20 protein-coding genes, 1 tRNA gene and 1 other annotated feature are annotated in these 19,347 nt (G+C 43.2%); of the genes, 11 read left to right on the top strand and 10 right to left on the bottom strand.

The window, feature by feature from the left end; translation table 11 throughout:
- Window positions 1-383 precede the first annotated feature (383 nt).
- Window positions 384-1,097 carry a glycosyltransferase family 2 protein gene (locus tag DBT50_RS00200; RefSeq protein ID WP_111852495.1) on the bottom strand — a complete coding sequence of 238 codons (714 nt, stop codon included), beginning with the start codon at window positions 1,095-1,097 and terminating at the stop codon, window positions 384-386.
- 164 nt (window positions 1,098-1,261) lie between these two features.
- Here DBT50_RS00200 and DBT50_RS00195 point away from each other — a divergent pair, with 164 nt between their 5' ends.
- Complete coding sequence (locus tag DBT50_RS00195; protein ID WP_181566129.1) at window positions 1,262-1,957, top strand: YoaK family protein; 696 nt, start codon at window positions 1,262-1,264, stop codon at window positions 1,955-1,957.
- Between the two features lie 30 nt (window positions 1,958-1,987).
- Here the strand turns inward: DBT50_RS00195 and DBT50_RS00190 are convergent, their stop codons facing one another.
- On the bottom strand, window positions 1,988-2,935 hold the full coding sequence (locus DBT50_RS00190; RefSeq protein WP_111852493.1) for a DNA/RNA non-specific endonuclease: 948 nt from the start codon (window positions 2,933-2,935) through the stop codon (window positions 1,988-1,990).
- A 188-nt stretch (window positions 2,936-3,123) separates the two neighbouring features.
- On the opposite strand from DBT50_RS00190, the gene DBT50_RS00185 reads away from it, so the two are divergent.
- The 4 genes from DBT50_RS00185 to DBT50_RS00170 all read left to right on the top strand — a co-directional run bounded on the left by DBT50_RS00185 (window position 3,124) and on the right by DBT50_RS00170 (window position 7,755).
- Window positions 3,124-3,672 (top strand): cysteine hydrolase family protein, encoded by a 549-nt coding sequence (locus tag DBT50_RS00185; RefSeq protein WP_111852492.1) that lies wholly within the window; start codon window positions 3,124-3,126, stop codon window positions 3,670-3,672.
- Between the two features lie 82 nt (window positions 3,673-3,754).
- Window positions 3,755-3,960, top strand: a binding site (T-box leader).
- 116 nt (window positions 3,961-4,076) lie between these two features.
- Complete coding sequence (locus tag DBT50_RS00180; RefSeq protein ID WP_111852491.1) at window positions 4,077-5,279, top strand: argininosuccinate synthase; 1,203 nt, start codon at window positions 4,077-4,079, stop codon at window positions 5,277-5,279.
- 348 nt (window positions 5,280-5,627) lie between these two features.
- Complete coding sequence (trpB, locus tag DBT50_RS00175) at window positions 5,628-6,809, top strand: tryptophan synthase subunit beta (RefSeq protein ID WP_111852490.1); 1,182 nt, start codon at window positions 5,628-5,630, stop codon at window positions 6,807-6,809.
- A 514-nt stretch (window positions 6,810-7,323) separates the two neighbouring features.
- Window positions 7,324-7,755: a YrhK family protein gene (locus DBT50_RS00170; RefSeq protein ID WP_111852489.1), complete on the top strand. Its 432-nt coding sequence runs from the start codon at window positions 7,324-7,326 to the stop codon at window positions 7,753-7,755.
- Between the two features lie 379 nt (window positions 7,756-8,134).
- Here the strand turns inward: DBT50_RS00170 and fucO are convergent, their stop codons facing one another.
- Window positions 8,135-9,286: a lactaldehyde reductase gene (gene fucO / locus DBT50_RS00165; protein WP_111852488.1), complete on the bottom strand. Its 1,152-nt coding sequence runs from the start codon at window positions 9,284-9,286 to the stop codon at window positions 8,135-8,137.
- 771 nt (window positions 9,287-10,057) lie between these two features.
- Between fucO and DBT50_RS00160 the strand changes: the two genes are divergently transcribed.
- The 6 genes from DBT50_RS00160 (at window position 10,058) to DBT50_RS00135 (ending at window position 11,613) form a co-directional block, all read left to right on the top strand.
- Window positions 10,058-10,318: a DUF7675 family protein gene (locus tag DBT50_RS00160; protein ID WP_111853457.1), complete on the top strand. Its 261-nt coding sequence runs from the start codon at window positions 10,058-10,060 to the stop codon at window positions 10,316-10,318.
- A gap of 29 nt (window positions 10,319-10,347) precedes the next feature.
- Window positions 10,348-10,527, top strand: coding sequence for a histidine kinase (locus DBT50_RS00155; RefSeq protein WP_111852486.1), 180 nt, complete (start codon window positions 10,348-10,350; stop codon window positions 10,525-10,527).
- Between the two features lie 16 nt (window positions 10,528-10,543).
- Entirely contained in the window at window positions 10,544-10,711 is a 168-nt protein-coding gene (locus DBT50_RS00150; protein WP_111852485.1) for a histidine kinase, read from the top strand.
- Between the two features lie 17 nt (window positions 10,712-10,728).
- The gene (locus DBT50_RS00145) at window positions 10,729-10,908 is read left to right on the top strand and encodes a histidine kinase (protein ID WP_111852484.1); all 180 of its coding nucleotides are present in this window, start codon (window positions 10,729-10,731) and stop codon (window positions 10,906-10,908) included.
- Between the two features lie 188 nt (window positions 10,909-11,096).
- On the top strand, window positions 11,097-11,348 hold the full coding sequence (locus tag DBT50_RS00140; RefSeq protein ID WP_060778044.1) for a type II toxin-antitoxin system RelB/DinJ family antitoxin: 252 nt from the start codon (window positions 11,097-11,099) through the stop codon (window positions 11,346-11,348).
- Window positions 11,341-11,613 carry a type II toxin-antitoxin system RelE/ParE family toxin gene (locus DBT50_RS00135; RefSeq protein ID WP_111852482.1) on the top strand — a complete coding sequence of 91 codons (273 nt, stop codon included), beginning with the start codon at window positions 11,341-11,343 and terminating at the stop codon, window positions 11,611-11,613. The genes DBT50_RS00140 and DBT50_RS00135 overlap by 8 nt, the downstream gene beginning before the upstream one ends.
- Window positions 11,614-12,027: 414 nt before the next feature.
- Here DBT50_RS00135 and DBT50_RS00130 read toward each other — a convergent pair.
- The 7 genes from DBT50_RS00130 to DBT50_RS00100 form a co-directional block, all read right to left on the bottom strand.
- Window positions 12,028-12,100: transfer RNA gene (locus DBT50_RS00130), tRNA-Lys, on the bottom strand.
- 146 nt (window positions 12,101-12,246) lie between these two features.
- Window positions 12,247-13,620, bottom strand: a complete 1,374-nt coding sequence (gene dnaB, locus DBT50_RS00125) for a replicative DNA helicase (protein ID WP_111852481.1) — start codon at window positions 13,618-13,620, stop codon at window positions 12,247-12,249.
- A 149-nt stretch (window positions 13,621-13,769) separates the two neighbouring features.
- Window positions 13,770-14,222, bottom strand: a complete 453-nt coding sequence (gene rplI / locus DBT50_RS00120; protein ID WP_111852480.1) for a 50S ribosomal protein L9 — start codon at window positions 14,220-14,222, stop codon at window positions 13,770-13,772.
- Window positions 14,223-14,355: 133 nt separating this feature from the next.
- A complete protein-coding gene (locus DBT50_RS00115; RefSeq protein WP_111852479.1) occupies window positions 14,356-15,135 on the bottom strand; it encodes an ABC transporter permease in 780 nt (259 codons plus the stop codon).
- Window positions 15,136-15,148: 13 nt separating this feature from the next.
- Window positions 15,149-15,922, bottom strand: coding sequence for an ABC transporter permease (locus DBT50_RS00110; protein ID WP_224785074.1), 774 nt, complete (start codon window positions 15,920-15,922; stop codon window positions 15,149-15,151).
- Between the two features lies 1 nt (window position 15,923).
- Window positions 15,924-16,634 carry an ABC transporter ATP-binding protein gene (locus DBT50_RS00105; RefSeq protein WP_111852477.1) on the bottom strand — a complete coding sequence of 237 codons (711 nt, stop codon included), beginning with the start codon at window positions 16,632-16,634 and terminating at the stop codon, window positions 15,924-15,926.
- 117 nt (window positions 16,635-16,751) lie between these two features.
- A complete protein-coding gene (locus DBT50_RS00100; protein WP_111852476.1) occupies window positions 16,752-18,782 on the bottom strand; it encodes a DHH family phosphoesterase in 2,031 nt (676 codons plus the stop codon).
- Between the last annotated feature and the right edge of the window lie 565 nt (window positions 18,783-19,347).

Raw genomic sequence — 19,347 nt, 5'->3', positions numbered from 1 at the left:
AATAAATTTTTTCTAACTGTAACAAGGTATGTTTGATTAATTATTTTCATAATACTATGTAACGCCTAGTAGCGAGATACGGCCTTAATTGGCATTTGGATCACCTTAACCTTTCTGTTGAGAAATGATTGGGCTTAATTCCAAATCCTTCACTCCCTTCCGAGAACAAAGAAAAAACGAGCTCAATCAGATCAAGCTCGTTAAAATCTCTTTATTCATTGGTGTTAAAAAAGGCAATAGCTCTCCTAGTAATCCTGGCGCGCATTTGAAAGTATTATGCTTAAAGACCACCATGATCCTCACCTCTTCATCGGCTACACTTTGGAGAGTTACTGTAATTTCATTATAGCCAGACTCCCAAGATTTGTAAAAGAATAAGCTGACTAAATCAATTCATCCTCACCCGACCGCTTGCCATCAATAAGCACCTTGGCAATCCGCCAGCTATCCCGGAAAGGATGGTAGTGGGTGGTCCGGTCCTCTTCATAGACCGTTTCAATGGTCTCTTCTAAGTAGGGAAGCTCTCGCTTCGCCATCACGATCAACATATTCATTTCATACTCGAACTTAGACCCAGGTAAATCGATCAACCAAAGCAATTCTTTGGCGTTAATTCCTCGTAAACCGGTTTGGGTATCGGTAATCCAGTAACCAAAGAGCCAGTCAAAGAAGCGAGTTGTGGTTTTATTACCTAAGCGGCTCAAAAAAGGCACCTGGTCTTGATCAAAATCCCGCTTACCCAAGACAAAGGACACATCTGGGTGGTCTACTAGCGTTTTTCCAATGTTTAAGACATCTTTGACGGTATGTTGGCCATCCGCATCCGCAGTGACAAAGCCCTTATAGTCTTGGCCATGTTTCAATTCAAAATCAAAGGCGGTCTTTAAGGCAGTTCCCTTCCCACGATTAATAAGATGGGTCAAAACGTCTACCCGATCCCGTTCAGCGACTTGGTCGAAGATGGCTTGGCAGTCTTCTGGGCTCCCATCATTAACGACCACTACTTGCGGGACGCCGGCTTGGAGCAATTGGTCGACATAGGGGATCAAGTCTTGGGTAGGTTTATAGGCTGGAATGATAACCGCAAATTCTTGCATACTTTAGACTCCTTATGGCAAAATTCTTAACCTCTATTATGGCACAGTTCCCCCTAAAAGTGAATTTTCAAAGCGGATCTTAAGGAAAATTCAGCATTTATTGCATTATTTTAGTGCTAAAGTTTATAATGCTAAGTGGAAAAACAACGAAAGGATGCGATCCCATGAAAAAGACACAAAAACTCGCTGAAAAGCTGTTCTTTTCTTGTTTACTGACCATGTCCAGCGGGGGACAAACAGCTTATTCTTATCTCAACCACAAGGGGGTTTTTGCTGGTTTTCAAAGTGGGAACCTCATCCGCATGGCAGTCAACTTGGGACAGGGGCATTTTGCTGACCTACCACCCTATTTCGTCTCGATTATTTTCTTTATGATCGGCACTGTCCTGACCCGTATCCTTCATTTTCATTATGATGATCCCTCTCACGAGATCAGACGCAATGCCCTGGTCTTGATTATTTCCTTTTTAGCCATGGCTGTCGTGGCTTGGATTAGTCAAACTGGCCACCACCTGCTCGCCACGGCTTTCTTGACTATTTCAACTGCAGCCCAATTTGAGGAATTCCGCTCGCTGGAAGGGACTAACTACACCCCGACCATGATGTCGGGTAACTTTAAACGGCTCACCGAAAACCTCTTTGACTACTTCCTCTATCCCAACGCCACCGTCAAAGCTAGCGCCAAAAGTAATATTTTTTATTTCATCGCTATTATTCTCTCCTACTTTACTGGCGTCTTAGCCATCAGTCTGGGACAAAATTGGCTAGGCATCTGGACCATTTTCATTCCCATGACACTCACAGCTCTAGGCATCGGCATCCTCTTCCTCCAGGCCTACACCAACCACAGCCAGGCTTAAGCTCTTTTAAATAGGAGGAAAGAGCTTCACTTAGGGGCTTAAGTCTCCACTTGCTTGCGGTCCAGCGGGGCCTTGGCTCTCACCGGTCAGGTAATCAATAGTAATTCCGGGTTGGCGGTTAGGGACAAAGATATGGAACTGGACTTGGCCCTGGTCTTCAATGGAATAGCCTTCCATATAAACCCCAGAAGCTAATTGGTTAAACTGGTTAAAGACTGGCGTCACCCGGTATCTGACATGGTGGTTAGTCTCTTCAATATAGGCCGCCACATAGTTTTCAATCGGCAGCATGCCTTCAGTATTAAACCAACGCGTTCCTGTCATCAAATTCTTAGAATTGGCGTTCTCACCGGTTAACTGGTAGCCGATCAAATGGCAGCGGTTATAGAGCCAGCCACCTGGGACATTGACGTAGGACTTTTGCCGCCAACCGGTAGGCGTCACACTGGTCAGGGGCTCGCGGGCATCATCGGGCATGAGTTCCACCCCCAAGAGACCTTCAGCCCCAGTCACCCGCTGCAAGAAATCCAAATCCCCGTAGTTAGCATGGGCAGTCGTCAACTCCAATTCACTGCTGATAAAGAGAGGGACATTATTATTGACCACCAGAAAAGTCTGTCCCTCTGGCACCTGGGGAATGCTGTGGTGGATTTCTTCGCGTAGGGCTTGGACTTCTTCATCACTGGGTCGGGCGCTAGGATTAGCCTGACTTCCTTTGGGAAAAGGGTTGTCCGCTTGGCCCGGCGCTTTATCTTCCTGACTTGAAGAAGAGGTCTGAGACTGGCTCCCTTCTCCGCCAGGGTCATTAGTCTGACTAGGCTCCACATACAGGGCCAGAGCCACTAATCCCAAAACAAAGAGTCCAGAAATAATTTTTTGTTCTTTTTTTGATAGCTTTTTCTTGAATAAGTTTTGAGGTAGCACAAAGGCGGACAATACTAGTAAAACGACCACCATAATGGCTAGCAACCAGGACATCTTATCACTCTCCCTTAAAAAGCATAAGCGATGATTACTTAAAAGGCAATTATTCTTCTTTTCGGGCGAAAACTGTCCCAATCTATTACTTTCTGGTTACAAAAATGACTTGCTAGCCTCACAATCCAAAGGCATGCTTTATAATAAGGAAAAGCATTTGCAAAAAGTACCTTTTAGGGAGGATTACAATGAAGAGAGCCTTAATTAACGTCGACTATACCAATGATTTTGTGGCGAGTGATGGAAGTCTCACTTGCGGAAAACCTGCCCAAGCCATTGAAGGGGCCATTAGTCGCCTCAGTGAAGAATTTATCCAAGCGGGAGACTTCCTGGTCTTTGCCATTGATGCCCACCATAAAGGTGACCCCTACCATCCAGAGACCAAGCTTTTCCCACCCCACAATATTGTTGGTAGCCATGGCCAAGACCTCTACGGTCAATTAGCTCAGGTCTATGAGGACAACAAGGACAATAGCCAGGTCTATTTCATGCCTAAGACCCGCTATTCAGCCTTTGCGGGAACCGATTTATTGATCAAATTACGGGAACGTCATATTGAAGAATTGCATATTGTAGGAGTCTGCACCGATATTTGTGTTCTCCATACCGCCATTGATGCTTATAATTTAGGTTTTAAGATCGTTATCCATAAAGACTGTGTAGCTAGCTTCAACCCCCAAGGCCATGAATGGGCCCTCAACCATTTCCAAACTTGCTTGAATGCTGAAGTGATTTAAACGAATGATCAAGAAAACAAAATAATTTATAAATATATTTGACAATTATTTTAATTGTCCCTATAATAATCTCAAATTAATCATAGAATCGATGAAGCAAAGAGTACTGCTAGGGGATTTGTAAAGTGAGGAACGTTAGTGGAAAGTTCTCAAAAACCTAGTGGGAAACGCATTGCTGAGATGACTTAGTGAATCCTTAGCTAAGTCCGCCACCCAGGCGTTACCATGTCAAGCATTGCAAGTATTTTGCAATATTAGAGTGGTACCGTGGATAAGTCCGCCTCTTATTAGAGGTGGGCTTTTTTCATTTTATCCCTCAATAAAGATTCGATGAGCGTTTTGGTCCTAGCCGGCTAAAGGGCACCATAACAAGAGAAATTTTAGAAATTTAAGGAGGATTTTCCATGAAAGCAAAGGTTAAAAAAGTATTACTCGCCTATTCCGGAGGCTTAGACACCTCAGTCACCATCACTTGGTTAAAAGAAAATTATGATAACTGTGAAGTCATTGCCATGACCGCCAATGTCGGCCAAGAAGATGATTTTGACTTTATCCATGACAAGGCCCTTAAATGCGGGGCTTCCAAGATTTATATTGAGGACCTCCGCCAAGAACTCATTACCGACTACATCTACCCTGCAGTTCGTGCTGGGGGCAAGTATGAAAACAAGTATCTCTTAGGGACTGCCCTAGCCCGTCCTTTGATCGCTAAACGGATGGTGGAAATCGCCCACCAAGAGGGTTGCGATGCTATTGCTCACGGTTGTACCGGTAAGGGCAATGACCAAGTCCGTTTTGAACTAGGGATCCGGGAATTCGATCCAGATATGACCATCATTGCTCCGTGGCGGGAATGGGAAATCTCTTCTCGGGAAGAAGCCTTTGACTATGCTGAAGCCCACAACATTCCCCTTCCCATTACCCGGGAAACCAACTATTCCAAAGATGAAAACCTCTGGCACCTCTCCCATGAAGGCCTGGACTTGGAAGACCCTAGCCAAAAACCTGACTATGAAGCCATTTTAGAGCTAGGTGTGAGTCCCAAACAAGCGCCCGACCAAGCCACTCCGATCACCATCGACTTTGAAGCGGGTAACCCGGTGGCCGTTAACGGAAAGAAATTAGATCCGATTGCCTTAATCCAAACCCTCAACCAATTAGGCGGGGCTAATGGGATCGGTATCCTCGACCTGGTGGAAAACCGTTTGGTAGGGATGAAATCCAGAGGAGTCTATGAAACTCCAGGAGGCGCCATCCTCTTCCATGCCCATGAGAAGCTCGAAGAACTGACTCTGGACCGGGATACCCTACACTTTAAGCAAATCTTGGCCCTAAAATACAGCGAACTTATCTATAATGGGCTCTGGTTCTCCCCACTCCGTCAAGCCATGCAAGCCTTTGTTGACCACACCCAAAGTCATGTTAATGGACAAGTCAAACTGGAACTCTACAAGGGCAATATCATTGATGCTGGAGTAACTAGTCCTGATAGCCTCTACCGGGAAGAACTGGCCACCTTTAATGAAGATTCCATTTATAACCAAAATGATGCAGAAGGCTTTATCAAGCTCTTCGGTCTGCCTCAAAGTGCCCGGGTAAAGAAGTAAAACTGGGTCTTGTAGGGATTCCGCTTTAATTAAGTAGAAACATAATTTATAAATTTTAAATTTTCACTTGACTCCGTCGGATAAACTGGCTATGATATTAGCAAGATTTAACAAGGAGGTCACATCATGAAGAACGCATTCCAAAGCTGGCAAAAATGGCATAGGAAGTGAGCGAACTTTTATCGGTTTAGACTCACTTTATTACCCTTGAAGTTAAAGGAGTCTATGCCGAGTGTGACCCAAAGAAGCGCGACCGCATAGAAAGTCTATGCGGTTTTTTTGTCGTCTCAGTGCGTCTTAGACTCCAAGCAAAAGTATTTACAAAAATAAGATTTGGAGGAAATAAGGATGACAGAAATTAACAATGGATTTTTTGGTGAATTTGGGGGCTGCTATGTCCCAGAGATTATTAAGGAAGAATTGGACCGGATCGCTGACTTCTATGAAGAGATCAAGGACGATCCCGACTTCAAGCAAGAACTCGCCCTCTACCTGCGCGACTATGTGGGGCGGGAGAACCCCCTCTACTATGCTGAAAACTTCACTAAGCATTTGGGCGGGCCTAAAATTTACCTCAAACGCGAAGACCTCAACCACCTCGGCGCCCACAAGGTTAATAATACCATTGGTCAAGTCCTGATCGCTAAACGCATGGGCAAGAAACGGCTCATCGCTGAAACCGGTGCCGGCCAACACGGGGTGGCAACAGCAGCCGTAGCCGCTAAATTTGGCATGGAGTGTACGGTTTACATGGGGCAAAAGGACGTGGAACGGCAGAAATTAAATGTCTTCCGAATGGAACTGATGGGAACCAAGGTGGTTGGCGTCAAAAGAGGGGCCCAATCCCTTAAAGAAGCCGTGGATGCTGCCTTTGAAGACCTGATCGAAAATTACCAAGACACCTATTACCTAGTCGGATCAGCCGTTGGTCCTCACCCTTATCCTAGCATGGTCAAACACTTCCAAAGTGTGATTAGCCAGGAAAGTAAGGCCCAAATTCTTGAACGTGAAGGTCGCTTACCTGACGCGGTGGTTGCCTGCATCGGGGGTGGGTCAAACGCCATCGGGTCTTTCGCCCATTACTTAGATGAACCCACCGTCAAACTCTACGGGGCTGAAGGGGGCGGTAAGGGCCTGGACAGCGATCAGACAGCAGCTACCTTGAATTTAGGCTCCATCAAGATCGAGCACGGGATGAATACCTACTGCCTAGTCGATGAGGAAGGCAATACCAAGCCAAGTTATTCTATCTCGGCCGGGCTGGACTATGTAGCCATAGGACCAGAACACGCCTACCTCAAAGACACTCACCGGGCTGAGTATATTGCCATCACTGACGACGAAGCCCTAGCCGCCTTCCAACTGCTCTCACGGACAGAAGGAATCATCCCGGCCCTAGAGTCTTCCCACGCTCTCGCCCTAGCCGCAAAACTCGCCCCCCAATACTCTGCCGATCAAATCCTCCTCGTCACCCTATCTGGACGTGGTGATAAGGACGTCGACCAAGTACTAAGAATACTCGAAAGCTAGAGAAAAGAGTGCGACAGGCACAACAAAGGACGAAACCACTGGAAAAAACCGGGATAAGCTCAGCAAAGCTGAGCGTTACCGGTTTTTGAAGTGGACGTTCGTCCTGTGACTGGAGCAGGTTTGGTTAGAGTGCGACAAGCGCAATAAAGAGCAAGATCGCTGGAGCTAAAGAGCAGAAATTCTTGAAAAGAATTTCATGCACTTTAGTGAAGCGGACGCTTGCTCTGCGCTTGGAGCAGGTTTGAAAGAATGCGACACTCACAACAAAGGACGAAACAATTTATAACTAATTATTCTTAAATCAATAAGACATTTTCTTCCTCATTAAAAACGAAGCCAAGAAAAATACCCTACCCCCATAGGAGAGTGGGACCAGGGTAAGCAGGGCTTCGCTTTTTTTATTGTTAAAGAGACTTTTAATATCCTTAGCGTCTTCCTCTCTCGCTTTTAGTTAGGCGGGGTCTCATTGACTATCCTAAACTTATCGCCTATCTTTGATATAAGGAGGATTTCAATGGCAAAATTAAAAAGAAAAACCTATGAAGAAAATTCAGAAGCAGAGGACATCGTGGTCAAGATCGGGCCCCTGCGTTTATATTTTCAGAACGTCTATACCATTATTTCATTAATTAATGATATTTTTACCGGGAGTCTTTATTTTATCGGCTCGATTTGTAACTTCTTTGGCGCGCCCGCTATTTATGGCAATACCCTCTTTTTAATTGGAGGTTTCTCTTTTGTCATGCGGCCAATTATCAAACTCATCCATAATATTCATATTTATAATCAAGATAAGGTTAAACGCCAACGGGATGAAGCGCGAATGAACCCCGAAAAAGTCTTCCAAATCCACCATAGCCAAGCCAGCCCCGACCAAGCAGGTGACTACTTGGGTGATGCCTACAACCATGAGTACTATGAGGACGATGATTATCAATCCCATTAAAAAAAGCCCCTGTCGCATGGGGAGGGTTGCAACAGAAGCGGTATAAGATAACCTTTTCTCAAACATTAAATAATTTGCCAATCATTTAAAGAAGGACACTTGAGAAAATAGAGGTCGAATAATCTTACACTCTTACTTTAGCATTCGATTGTAAATTTATAGTAAATATTAGATGTTGTTTATGTAAATAAATAAACAAAAGAACATTTTTTATTAGAAAAAGTTCATTAGTGAAGCAAATTTCTTTCTAGACCCTATTCAACGCAGGGTCTTTTTAGTTAGAAAGAGGTAGCTGAGTAAGCGAAACAATGAAATAGTACTCTTCTCAGCTACCTGTATTCGAATGACCTCGATTATATAAACAATTTAGTAAAAAGTCCTACATCAGACTTTGATAGAGTTCAATGACTTCATCTAATTGGGCTGGCCGTGGGTTACCTGGGGTGCAGACGTCCTCCATGGCATCCTTAGCGACCGATGGAATATCTTCTTCTTTCATTCCCAAGTCACTTAACTTAGCAATCATGCCGACATCTTTGGCAATGGATAAGGTGGCTTGACAAGCGGCATCGCGGGCTTCTTCAATGGTCATCTTATCGGTGCCTTCTACACCCAGTGCCTTGGCAATGTCACGGAATTTTTCTCCTGTGTAGTCTTTGTTATAGCGCATCACAACCGGCAGAAGAATCGCATTGGCTTGACCATGAGGAATGCCGTACCAAGCACTCAGTGGATGAGACATTCCATGGACCAGTCCTAGGCCAACATTAGAATAACCCATGGCTGCGATATATTGAGCGCTTGCCATGTCTTCTTTGGCTTTCGGATCTCCTTCAACCGCCTTGCGGATTGACCGCCCGATCATTTCAATGGCCTTGATATGGACCATGTCACTCATTTCCCAGGCTCCCGGGGTAATATAACCTTCAATAGCATGGGTCAAGGCATCCATCCCGGTCGCCGCCGTCAATTTGGCAGGCATGGACATCATCATTTCACTGTCCACAAAGGCAATATCAGGAATATCATTAGGGTCAACGCAGACGAATTTCCGTTTATTATCGGTATCAGTAATCACATAGTTGATAGTGACTTCAGCCCCAGTTCCTGCTGTTGTTGGTACCGCAAAGGTCATTATGGCCTTGTTTTTAGTCGGTGCAGTGCCTTCCAGTGAAACCACATCGGCAAATTCTGGGTTTTCCATAATGATTCCCACTGCCTTAGAAGTATCCATGGAGGATCCCCCACCAATAGCAATAATGCAGTCCGCCCCACTTTCTTTGACAAAGTCGACGCCAGCCTTCACCGTATTGACACTTGGGTTGGCTTCCACTTGGTCAAAAACATCATAGGGAATATCATTTTCATCTAATAGGTCGGTCACTCGCCTAACCACACCTGCATCCACTAGACCCCGGTCAGTAATGACAGCCGCCTTGGTCAAATCCTTGCCGCGAAACTCTTCTGGAATATGTTGGATGGCTCCCGGCCCAAAATAAGAACGCTCATTAAGAATCATACGATAAGTCATGATACAGCTTCCTTTCAAATCTTCCTTTTTTGTATCCGTTTTCATTTACTATGTTATAACTTTCACATGGAAAAGTAAAGCAATCTTTTAAAGGACTTAAAGAGCCAAAGTGTGTGAGTTAAGACTATTGTATGTGACTTAATAGTCGCGCTAAAAACCTAGAAATACGAAAAGAGGTAGCCTATTGAAATACCCAAGGAAAATTTTCATCAGATACCAACAAGCTACCCTTATTCGAATGACCACAATGAATATGGTATGTGACAGCGAACTGTCACCTCTATATGTTACAACTTTCACATGGAAAAGTAAAGAATAATTTTGCTTAATATAAGAAAACTTTATTGTGCAGGGAGACTGAGTTTTGATGACTGGTCACACTCTCGACCAGTAGTGGCAGAATATCCTGCTTTTCTCTATTTTGATAATCTTGTTGCCTGCTTACTAACGTGATATAATAAAAGTAAAGGTTGGGTGCATTAAGTGCCCGTTTTGTGAAATTACTATAGCATTGTTACAAATTGGATTAAAGCAATTATTAAGCTAATAATTGCCGTTATTAGCCCAATGTATGCAGTTGATAATTCAATGTTTGAGCGGTCTTTAGACCGCTTTTTTTCTATGTAAATTCAGGGATATCAATGCCAAAATCCTATTATTAGTACAAATAAGCTATGCTGGTATAACATTGGTAAATAGTAATGATAAAGGAGCTTGTCTATATGTCTAGAATTAACATAAGAATTAATGACGAGATAAAGAGGAAAAGTCATGCTAGATAATGAATATTATGAAGATGATCAAACTATTTTTGAGGAAAGTCATTTAGAGGGCTTCACTGACTGGTATAAGAACAGCCCAGAATCTAAAATATGGCAGATTGACTATATAGAGGGAAGTTTTGGCCCGTTTCTCTTTAGCTTTGACAGGCAGAAAATCTATAATTTTTGGTCAGACTATCCCACTAAATTGACGGCCAGAGAAAAAGAATTATTTGATAAAGAATTCCCTGACATGGCTCAATTTAAATAATTTACTGTCAGGATATGGAGTAAGAAACCATGAAAGACCCTAACAAACTAACTAGAAAAGAGCTAGAAGAAGAATACATAGCTAGAATTAAATCTGAAAGCCGTCAGCCAGAGACAGAGGAACAGCGCCAAAGAGCTAAAGAAAGAATGGCCAAGATTGACGCCATGGTTAAAGAAAACTTGCAGAAAAAAGGCATAACGATTGAATAAGCAAGGAGTAAAAGCCGTGGAAGATGTTAATAAACTTACAGATGAAGAAGTTGGTGCGATCATTCAAGCAAGATATAATGCCGAAAGCTTGCAGCCAGAAACCGAAGAAGATCGCAAAATTGTAGAACAAAGATTAAAAAAAGTTGAAGAATACAGGAAAAAGTATTTAAGAAACCAGCACTAGGAAAAGGAATAGCTTATATGGAAAATGTAAATAAACTTACAAAAGAAGAAGTAGCAGAAATTATTCAAGCTAGATATAATGCTGAAACACGTCCCCCGAGAACAGAAGAAGACCGAAAAATCGGCGCAAAACGATGGGCAGAAATCCACAAAAGAACAAGAGAAAGACTAAAAAAAGAGGGATACAACATTAACTAACCACCGCAGATGTTCACGGTGGTTTTTTACGTCAATAATCGTGCGAAAATGGTTAAAAAGGCTGATATATCAACATTAAATCGTGAGCAAATCGTGCGAAGTCGTTAGTGTAAGTAGTTTTCTTTGAGCTAAATATGTTAACAGTGGGATAACATTGGTATATAATAATGATAAAGGAGGATATTTATATGGCTAGAATCAATATTAGAGTTGATGACGATTTAAAAGAGCAAGCTAAAGCAACTTTTGAAGATATGGGGCTTGATCTGACAACAGCAATCACCTTATTTATTAAGTATTCCGTGAATAGTGGCGAATTACCGTTCAAACCAGCGACAAAGAAGCAAATTGAGAACAGACAAGCCCGGGCAGAAGCGGAAAGCGACCAACTAAAAACTTATGATAATGTTGATGATTTACTAGAGGCACTTAATGAATAAAATTAGATTTACTAGTGCTTTCAAGCGGGATTATAAACGTTACAAGAAAAAGCACTATCCCATGACTAAAATTGATAAGGCTATACGCTTGATAGCTAGTGAAGAAATAGAGATCTTAATTAATCAGTATAAGCTTCATAATCTAAAGGGAGAATGGCAAGGGTATAAAGAACTTCATGTTGATGGTGATACGCTAATTATTTATATTGATCAAAAAGGGATAGTAACCTTAACTAGGTTAGGAACACATGACCAACTTTTTTAACTAACCTGCCATATTGTCGCTTGTTCCCTATCGTGATATAATTAAAGCAAGAGGTGGGAGCGAATAAGCCCCCGTTTAGAAGTTAATAAAAACTTTTTATCAAGTCTATCAAAGTTGTGACTAACTTAATAAGTGCGATTATTAAGTTGATAAAGTCATTCCCTTTGATAGTCTTTTTCTTATGACCAAAAAGGATAAAAGTGCAATAAAAAAGCGGTGCTTATGACCGCTCATTCATTCTTTTCTATAAACCCCTTGGGGCTGTAAGGTTTAAGACCTCTATTTTTACGTGATATTTGCGTGATATTTGCGTGAAACCGCTGAAAACGGTCAAAAACCATTGCAAAGAAAAATGCCCAAAACGCTGATTTACCAAGGTTTTGAGCACTATTCAAATCTCGTAAGATTCATAAATGGATCCTGAGGGGCTCGAACCCTCGACCCACGGATTAAGAGTCCGTTGCTCTACCAACTGAGCTAAGGATCCGTTGACTACCTTTATAATGTTACTCCTGTTTGACCTAAAATGCAAGACTTTTTTTCATTTTAGGAGTAAAAAGTAGTCAAAAATTGCAATTTTCTTATAGGGTGGCGCAATTACAATAAAAATTGTAGCCATACAAGGCTAAGTCATTACATTATTTCCTCATCCCTAAAGCTGACTGAAGAGAATTTATTAAACTCCTTGGTAAAGATCAACTTGACGGTTCCCCGAGCCCCGGCACGGTTCTTCTCGATGATAACTTCGATAATATTATTCTCATCCTGGTCTTCGCCCTCTTCCCCATCTTCACGCTCATAATAGTCTTCGCGGTAGAGGAAGGCCACGATATCGGCATCTTGTTCAATGGATCCTGATTCCCGGATATCACTAAGAACTGGGCGTTTATCCTGTCTCTGTTCCACGGACCGCGATAATTGGGATAAGGCAACTACGGGACAAGACAGTTCTTTAGCTAATTTCTTTAATTGCCGGGAAATTTCCGAAACCTCTTGTTGGCGGTTTTCGCTCCGCCGGCTCCCTTCAATCAACTGCAAGTAGTCAATCACAATTAAATCCAATTTTCCCTTATCTTGATAAAGGCGACGGGACTTGGCCCGGATTTCTGCCATCCGGTTACCGGGAGTATCATCAATATAAATTTCCGAAGACCCCAGGGCCCCCATGGCCACAATTAAATCAGACCACTCTTGTTCCAGCAATTGCCCCGTCCGCAAGCGACCCGCATCAATACTGCCCTCGGCACATAACATCCGGTTAACCAGAGATTCAGCCCCCATTTCCAGGGAGAAGAGAGCTACCACTGCGCCTTGTTTAGTGGCAACATTTTGAGCGATATTTAAGGCGAAAGCCGTCTTCCCTACCCCAGGGCGGGCGGCGATAATGATCAATTCGTCTTCATGGAGCCCCGCCGTCATGCGGTCTAAATCGGGATAACCGGTGGCTAGCCCCGTAATTGACTTCTTATTCTTGGATAATTCTTCAATAGTATCCAAGGACTGGTTCAAGACCTTACCAATATGGACAAAACCACTGCGGTTTCGGCTCTGAGAAACATCTAAAATCGAGCGTTCGGCATGGTCCAAGATGTCCATGACATCCGATTGCTCTTCGTAACTCTCCCTTGAGATTTCATTGGAGGCATGGATTAATTTCCGTAAGATCGATTTTTGTTCCACGATCTGGGCATAGTATTCCGCGTGGGCGGCGGTTGGGGTATTGGTTGCCAGTTCGAAGAGGTAGTCTGCCCCACCAACATTGTCCAGCATACCTTGACTTAAGAGGCTATCCTGAACCGTAATCACGTCAATTCCCTCTTGGTCTTCGTTCAGCTGCCGCATGCTTTCAAAGATGAGTTGGTGGGCTCGTTTATAGAAGTCTTGGGGCTCGATATATTCATTGACAGCAGGAAAAACCTCAGGATCCAAGAACACCGACCCTAAGACTGCCTGTTCCGCTTCAATACTTTGGGGCGGAATGCGCTCGATTAAATTTTCATCTGCCATCGCTTCAGACCATCCTTTCTCATCCGATCCCTACTATTATACATGAACTTTTGCGAATACCATATACTAATCCTTCTCTGTCAAAAAGACAAGAAAAAGAGCCAGTCGGGTGAAATCCCCCGGTCCTGGCTCTCAAAGACGGCGGCTAATTATTCTTCAACAATGTGGACACGGATAGTCGCTTCCACATCCGTATGCAATTTAACCGGAACATTCCGGTAACCGAAAGCCCGGATCGGTTCAGGCAGGTCAATTTTACGCTTATCGACCTTGATATCATATTGTTTCTTCAAGGCCTGGGCGATTTGCTTAGAGGTCACCGAACCGAAGAGACGGCCATCTTCGCCACCCTTGGCTTTGACTTCCACGATGGTGTCTTCATCTTCCAATTTTTTCTTCAATTCCTTAGCTTCTGCGAGTTCTTCAGCAGCTTCCTTAGCTTGGGCTTTCTTCTTTCCTTCTAAGGCAGAAACGGCTGACTTGGTGGCTTCCTTGGCTAAACCTTTCTTGAAGAGGAAGTTTTGCGCATAGCCGGTATTTACCTCTTTGATTTCGCCTTTTTTACCTTGGCCTTTCACATCTTGTAGAAAAATGACTTTCATTGTTAAGCCTCCTTGTGTAATTTTCTTTGTCTCATAGCTAACAGGCTTTGAGTATTGGGCCTGTTCACGAATAAACATAATCTTATTCTAATAAAGAATTGACCAGAGCTCAAGCTTTGGCCTTGTTTTCCACTTACTTATCGGAGGAATGCCGGCGAATCAAGAGCTCGCGGTCGGTAAAGAACTTGCGATAAGTTAATAAGGAAGACACAAAAGTGGTAATCGCCGCAGTCGATAGGGTCATGAACATGACAATACTCTGATAGAGGACCGCTGTCATGGGGTCAACGCCCGCAAAGAGCAGTCCCATCATCATGCCGGGCAAAGTAACAATCCCCGTGGTCTTGGCGCCATCAATGGTCGGAATCATTCCATCAGCAATGGTTTGCCGGATCAATCCCTGGGAAGCTTGCCGGGGACTTGCACCCAATGCCAAACGTTCCAAGATGGCCTGCGACTGGTCACTAAAATAGGTCAACAAGTCCGAATAGACCAAACCTACCGCATTCATGGCATTGCCAATAATCATCCCCGAAATTGGAATCACTTGAGAGGGAGCCCACTGTACTGCGCCTGAACCCACGAAGACAAAGAGCGTCACCCCTTCTGTCACCATCAGGGTCACCAGAGCAATCCAAAAGCGCCCCTTGATCTGCCCACCGCGCTTAGAGGCGTTCCAAGCCGCGATCACTAACATCACCAGTAATAAGAGGGCAGATAAATAAAAATTATCCTTAGTAAAAATAAATTGAAAAATCAATGCTGCAATCGACAATTGGATAACAATTCTGATCCCCGCCGTCAAGATCGCCTTCTCTAACTTCAATTGGTTAAAATAAGAAATCGCTAAACTAATCAATACTAAAGAAAAAGAAAAGGCTAGGGCTATTGGGGTCATGCTTACATTTTCCATGCTATTCCTCCTCCTAATCCTGGCTATGGCCGCTTAATTTTAAGCGTTGCCGGCCATCAAAGAAACTCTGATAAGCAAAGTGGGTGGCCACGTAAGAAGCGATGGTTGCCGTTGAGATATGGGTGAACATAATCATCATCTGGTACATAATGGCAGTCTTAGGTTCTACCCCAGCAAAGAGCAAACCATTCATAGTCCCCGGAAAGGTCACAATCCCCACCGCATAGGCTTTGTCCAAGGTTGGCCGCATCCCCTTTTGCATGGCTTGGCGGATTATTCCCATGGACGCCTGCTTGGGATTGGCTCCTAAGGCTAAGCGTTCTTGGATTTTTTGGCTATCTTGGTCGAAAGTAGTCAGTAAATGCCCATAGGCTAGACCCAGAGCCGTCATGGAATTCCCAGCAATGGTTCCTCCTAAGGCAATCACCTGAGAAGGCGTAAAAGCCAGGGCCCCAGCTAGGACTAGTAAGGAAAGCGTCCCGACTACCGTAAAGCTAATGGCTAAGAGCGAGATCCAAAAAACATGGTCAATCCCCTGTCCCCGTTTGGCCGCGTGAAAGGCCGCATTAATAATAATCAGACCAATTAAAGTGGCGGTCAGGAGGGGGTGGTTGATATCAAAAATAAAGGAAAGGACTAAACCCACCAGATAGAGCTGCAGGACCACTCGAAAAGCGGAAGTGACCAGTTCGCTCTCTAAGTCTAAGCGTTGGCGGTAGGAAATGTAGAGGCTAATCACCACCAGACCCGCACTGAGAACTAGGGAAAGGGGGTTAGCTTGGAGCATACTATTCACCCACTTCACCCCCTAGGTTTGCTTGGCTGGCTGATTCATCTTCATCAGCTGGCGCTTTTTCCGTAGCTGATAAGGTCAGCGTTCGGTCGGTCATCTCATGTTCGGAATCAATGTGAGAAACCATCAAGTAGGTTACCTGGTGTTTAGCGCGATAATCTTTTAGCCAGGACCAGACCAGGTCACGGGACTTGGCATCCAGGGCACTGGTAATCTCATCTAATAAGAGCACCTTGGGTTCAAAAAAGAGGTTCCGAATTAAAGCCACCCGTTGCTTCTCCCCGCCTGATAAGGTGTCAATTTCCTTATCGATAAATTGCGTATCCAAGGCCATAGCTTCTAAGCCGCGCTTGGCTAAGTCTTCATCAAAATCCTCCCCACGAATTTCAAAAGGAAAAGCCAGGTTTTCCCTGACGGTATGACCAAATAATTGTGGCGATTGGAAACAGTAGGAAACTTGTTTACGAATAGTGGTTGGTGGGTAATCCTCGATCGCTTGGCCATTTAGTTGGTAGGTGCCGGAAACTTGTAAAGCCGGGTCATATAATTGGGCCAAGTATTTCAATAAGGTACTCTTTCCTGAACCGGAAGGCCCTTTGATCCCGACGAATTCACCCGCTGCAATGGAAAAGGATAAGTCCTTAATAATAGCCCCTTGGTCACTAGCAATATTTAAATGGTCGACTTGGATAATATTCTCTTTCATAATTACCTACTTTCCTGATAAAGAAAATAATCAACAAGAGCCAGACTGTCCCATGTTGATTATCTTCCTTCCTATATAATAAAAGTTAAAACTCTGCTTTTTTGACAGTCTCCCTGCCTAGTCTTCCTCACTTTGTTTCTTAATCGCATCAACTAAAAGCTCACGGGCTTGGCTGACACTAACATCAGAAATTTGGGTAGCGGCATTAGACAAGTGACCACCACCACCAAGTTCTTCCATAACGGTTTGAACATTGACGTTCCCCATACTACGAGCAGAGATTCCTACCCGCTTGTCTTCCCTTAAGAAGACCACGAAGGAAGCCACAATGCCATTCATGGATAGTAAGGAGTCAGCAGCTTGAGCTGCAGTCACTGTGGAATAGACCGTGTCATCATCCCCCGCAGCGATCCCATAGTAAGGTGGCATGATGTCGACACTTTCAATCAATTCATTCCGTTTAATGTATTCGGATAAGTCCTCCTTGAGGAACTCTTGAATCAGGATTGAATCGGCCCCACAGGATTTTAAGTAAGAAGCGGCGTCAAAGGTCCGTGATCCCGTTCTTAGGGTAAAGTTTCTGGAGTCAATAATAATCCCAGCTAACATAGTCGTTGCTTCAATCCGGTTAATGGATTTAGAGGAAGCATTTTGATATTCAAAGAACTCGGTAATCAGCTCACAGGTTGATGAGGCATAGGGTTCAATATACTCTAGGAGGACATTCTCAGGATATTCTTCCCCTTTACGATGGTGGTCGATAACCACAACCCCATTCACCATATCAATCAACTTCGGTGCGGTAGTAATCGAAGGCCGGTGAACATCAACGATAAAGAGTAAGGAATTGTGTTCAATCAGCTCTTCAGCCTCTTGGGGACTAATGATCGCTTCATTAATGACCTCGTCCTTACGCAATTCCACCAGTAACTTCTCAATATCAGAATTAATCCGCGATTCATCGATAATAATATGACACTTGCGATCATTCATCTCGGCAATGCGTCGAATCCCAATGCAGGCCCCGATGGCATCCATATCCGGATAATCGTGACCCATAACAAAGATGGATTCGTTTTGTTGCATCATTTGAGCAATGGTGGTTGCGATTTGGCGAGAGCGAACATGTGTTCTCTTTACCATGGGGTTGGTTTTCCCACCATAGTAACGCGCTTTTTCGCTTTCAATCTTAATCACCACTTGGTCTCCCCCACGACTGAGGGCTAAATCCAAGTTAGATTGGGCAATTTCGTTAATTTTACCAATATCTGGGGCTTCGTCATCCTCCTCTTGGTAAGAAATCCCCATGGAAATGGTCAAGGGGAAGTTTCCCTTAGAGGTCGTCTCGCGAATGGTATCGATGACTGAAAAGCGATCTTCTTCCATTTCCATCAATTCCCCATAAGTAGTGACTAAGAGGAAACGGTCATCATCCAAACGCTTGATAAAAGAACCAAACTTCTTAGCCCAAGCGAATAATTGCTTAGTCATAAAGTTATCCACTGTGGATTTCCGCCGGTCGGAATAGGAAGCGATGGTTTCGTCATAGTTGTCAATTAAGATGTTGGCAATGACTAGACGGTTCTTGTCAGCCACATCTGCAATACGACCATACTCAGTGATATCTAGCATATACATGGCATTTTGGTCTTCCAAAAGTCCCACAGAGAGGTAGTGGTCATCCCAGGAAATTGGGTGGCCTGTGACATCATCTTCATCCGTTTCTTTTAATTGGTGGTAGATATCGGATAAAACGCTATCCACGTCATCAATCTTATTGCCTAAAGTATCACTACTATTAAAGTAATTTTGCATATAGGGATTCATCCAACGTATGGTGTCATCCTCTTCAAACAAAATAATTCCTAGGGGGATCTGTAAAAGAATTTCATTTTCAATGGTTTGAATATCATCAGTGAGATCATAAACCTGCTTATTCAGTTCCTGTTCAATCAACCTGAACGCCACATAAACTAGAATAATAGCAAAAATAACCAAAAGAAATGAAATCATGGCAATTAAGGGATTGTTATGCATTAACATCCCTACCGCTAGGAAAACTAAGATGGCAGCAATAACCAAAGGCACAAAAATATTGGATTGATTTAAGATATTGGACAGACGTCCACTATGTTTATTATCTTTCATATTTTTCTCCTTTGTAGTTAACGATAAAAGTATACATACATCCTCTATTTTACCATATTTTTAATAAATTCTAAAGATTTCCTATTCTTGGGCTATATGAGGCTGTAGGGATCGGTGGGGGAAGAAGCATTAGTTTCATTTAAAAAGCTGTCATCGGAATAAGGTAAGTTTTAAGAGTTCAAGCCTAGATTTAATAATCAATACAAGTTATTAAACCTGAACGGTAGAAATATCTTCTATTTTATATAAGAAGATATAAAAGGAGCCCTGCCTATAAAGGAATATCTTGATTTTACAGAAATGTTTCACGTGAAACATACTTTCTTATTTCTGAATTTGCAAATATAAATTAAAAGCGATATCTAAATAGGGAATTCAGACACCTATTTCTATATAAGACTAGTAGCTGAAACTTATCACTACAATTGTATAAAGCTAGGAAGACTTTAACCTTAAGTCTTAAAAGACCTATCAATAATCTAATCTCCTTACATAGGTCTTATCCATAAGCAAATTAGTAGATACTATAAGTTATTTACCTTAATCAAGAAAGGAGACTAAACAA

The sequence above is a fragment of the Aerococcus tenax genome (assembly GCF_003286645.3).
In the GTDB taxonomy this organism is placed as follows: Bacteria; Bacillota; Bacilli; order Lactobacillales; family Aerococcaceae; genus Aerococcus; species Aerococcus tenax.
This window is presented reverse-complemented; position numbering and strand designations above follow the sequence as displayed.

Coding starts and splice junctions, on each gene's coding strand:
- DBT50_RS00200 (WP_111852495.1), bottom strand. CDS start 1,097: ATGCAAGAATTTGCGGTTATCATTCCAGCCTATAAACCTACCCAAGAC.
- DBT50_RS00195 (WP_181566129.1), top strand. CDS start 1,262: ATGAAAAAGACACAAAAACTCGCTGAAAAGCTGTTCTTTTCTTGTTTA.
- DBT50_RS00190 (WP_111852493.1), bottom strand. CDS start 2,935: ATGTCCTGGTTGCTAGCCATTATGGTGGTCGTTTTACTAGTATTGTCC.
- DBT50_RS00185 (WP_111852492.1), top strand. CDS start 3,124: ATGAAGAGAGCCTTAATTAACGTCGACTATACCAATGATTTTGTGGCG.
- DBT50_RS00180 (WP_111852491.1), top strand. CDS start 4,077: ATGAAAGCAAAGGTTAAAAAAGTATTACTCGCCTATTCCGGAGGCTTA.
- trpB (WP_111852490.1), top strand. CDS start 5,628: ATGACAGAAATTAACAATGGATTTTTTGGTGAATTTGGGGGCTGCTAT.
- DBT50_RS00170 (WP_111852489.1), top strand. CDS start 7,324: ATGGCAAAATTAAAAAGAAAAACCTATGAAGAAAATTCAGAAGCAGAG.
- fucO (WP_111852488.1), bottom strand. CDS start 9,286: ATGACTTATCGTATGATTCTTAATGAGCGTTCTTATTTTGGGCCGGGA.
- DBT50_RS00160 (WP_111853457.1), top strand. CDS start 10,058: ATGCTAGATAATGAATATTATGAAGATGATCAAACTATTTTTGAGGAA.
- DBT50_RS00155 (WP_111852486.1), top strand. CDS start 10,348: ATGAAAGACCCTAACAAACTAACTAGAAAAGAGCTAGAAGAAGAATAC.
- DBT50_RS00145 (WP_111852484.1), top strand. CDS start 10,729: ATGGAAAATGTAAATAAACTTACAAAAGAAGAAGTAGCAGAAATTATT.
- DBT50_RS00140 (WP_060778044.1), top strand. CDS start 11,097: ATGGCTAGAATCAATATTAGAGTTGATGACGATTTAAAAGAGCAAGCT.
- DBT50_RS00135 (WP_111852482.1), top strand. CDS start 11,341: ATGAATAAAATTAGATTTACTAGTGCTTTCAAGCGGGATTATAAACGT.
- dnaB (WP_111852481.1), bottom strand. CDS start 13,620: ATGGCAGATGAAAATTTAATCGAGCGCATTCCGCCCCAAAGTATTGAA.
- rplI (WP_111852480.1), bottom strand. CDS start 14,222: ATGAAAGTCATTTTTCTACAAGATGTGAAAGGCCAAGGTAAAAAAGGC.
- DBT50_RS00115 (WP_111852479.1), bottom strand. CDS start 15,135: ATGGAAAATGTAAGCATGACCCCAATAGCCCTAGCCTTTTCTTTTTCT.
- DBT50_RS00110 (WP_224785074.1), bottom strand. CDS start 15,922: ATGCTCCAAGCTAACCCCCTTTCCCTAGTTCTCAGTGCGGGTCTGGTG.
- DBT50_RS00105 (WP_111852477.1), bottom strand. CDS start 16,634: ATGAAAGAGAATATTATCCAAGTCGACCATTTAAATATTGCTAGTGAC.
- DBT50_RS00100 (WP_111852476.1), bottom strand. CDS start 18,782: ATGAAAGATAATAAACATAGTGGACGTCTGTCCAATATCTTAAATCAA.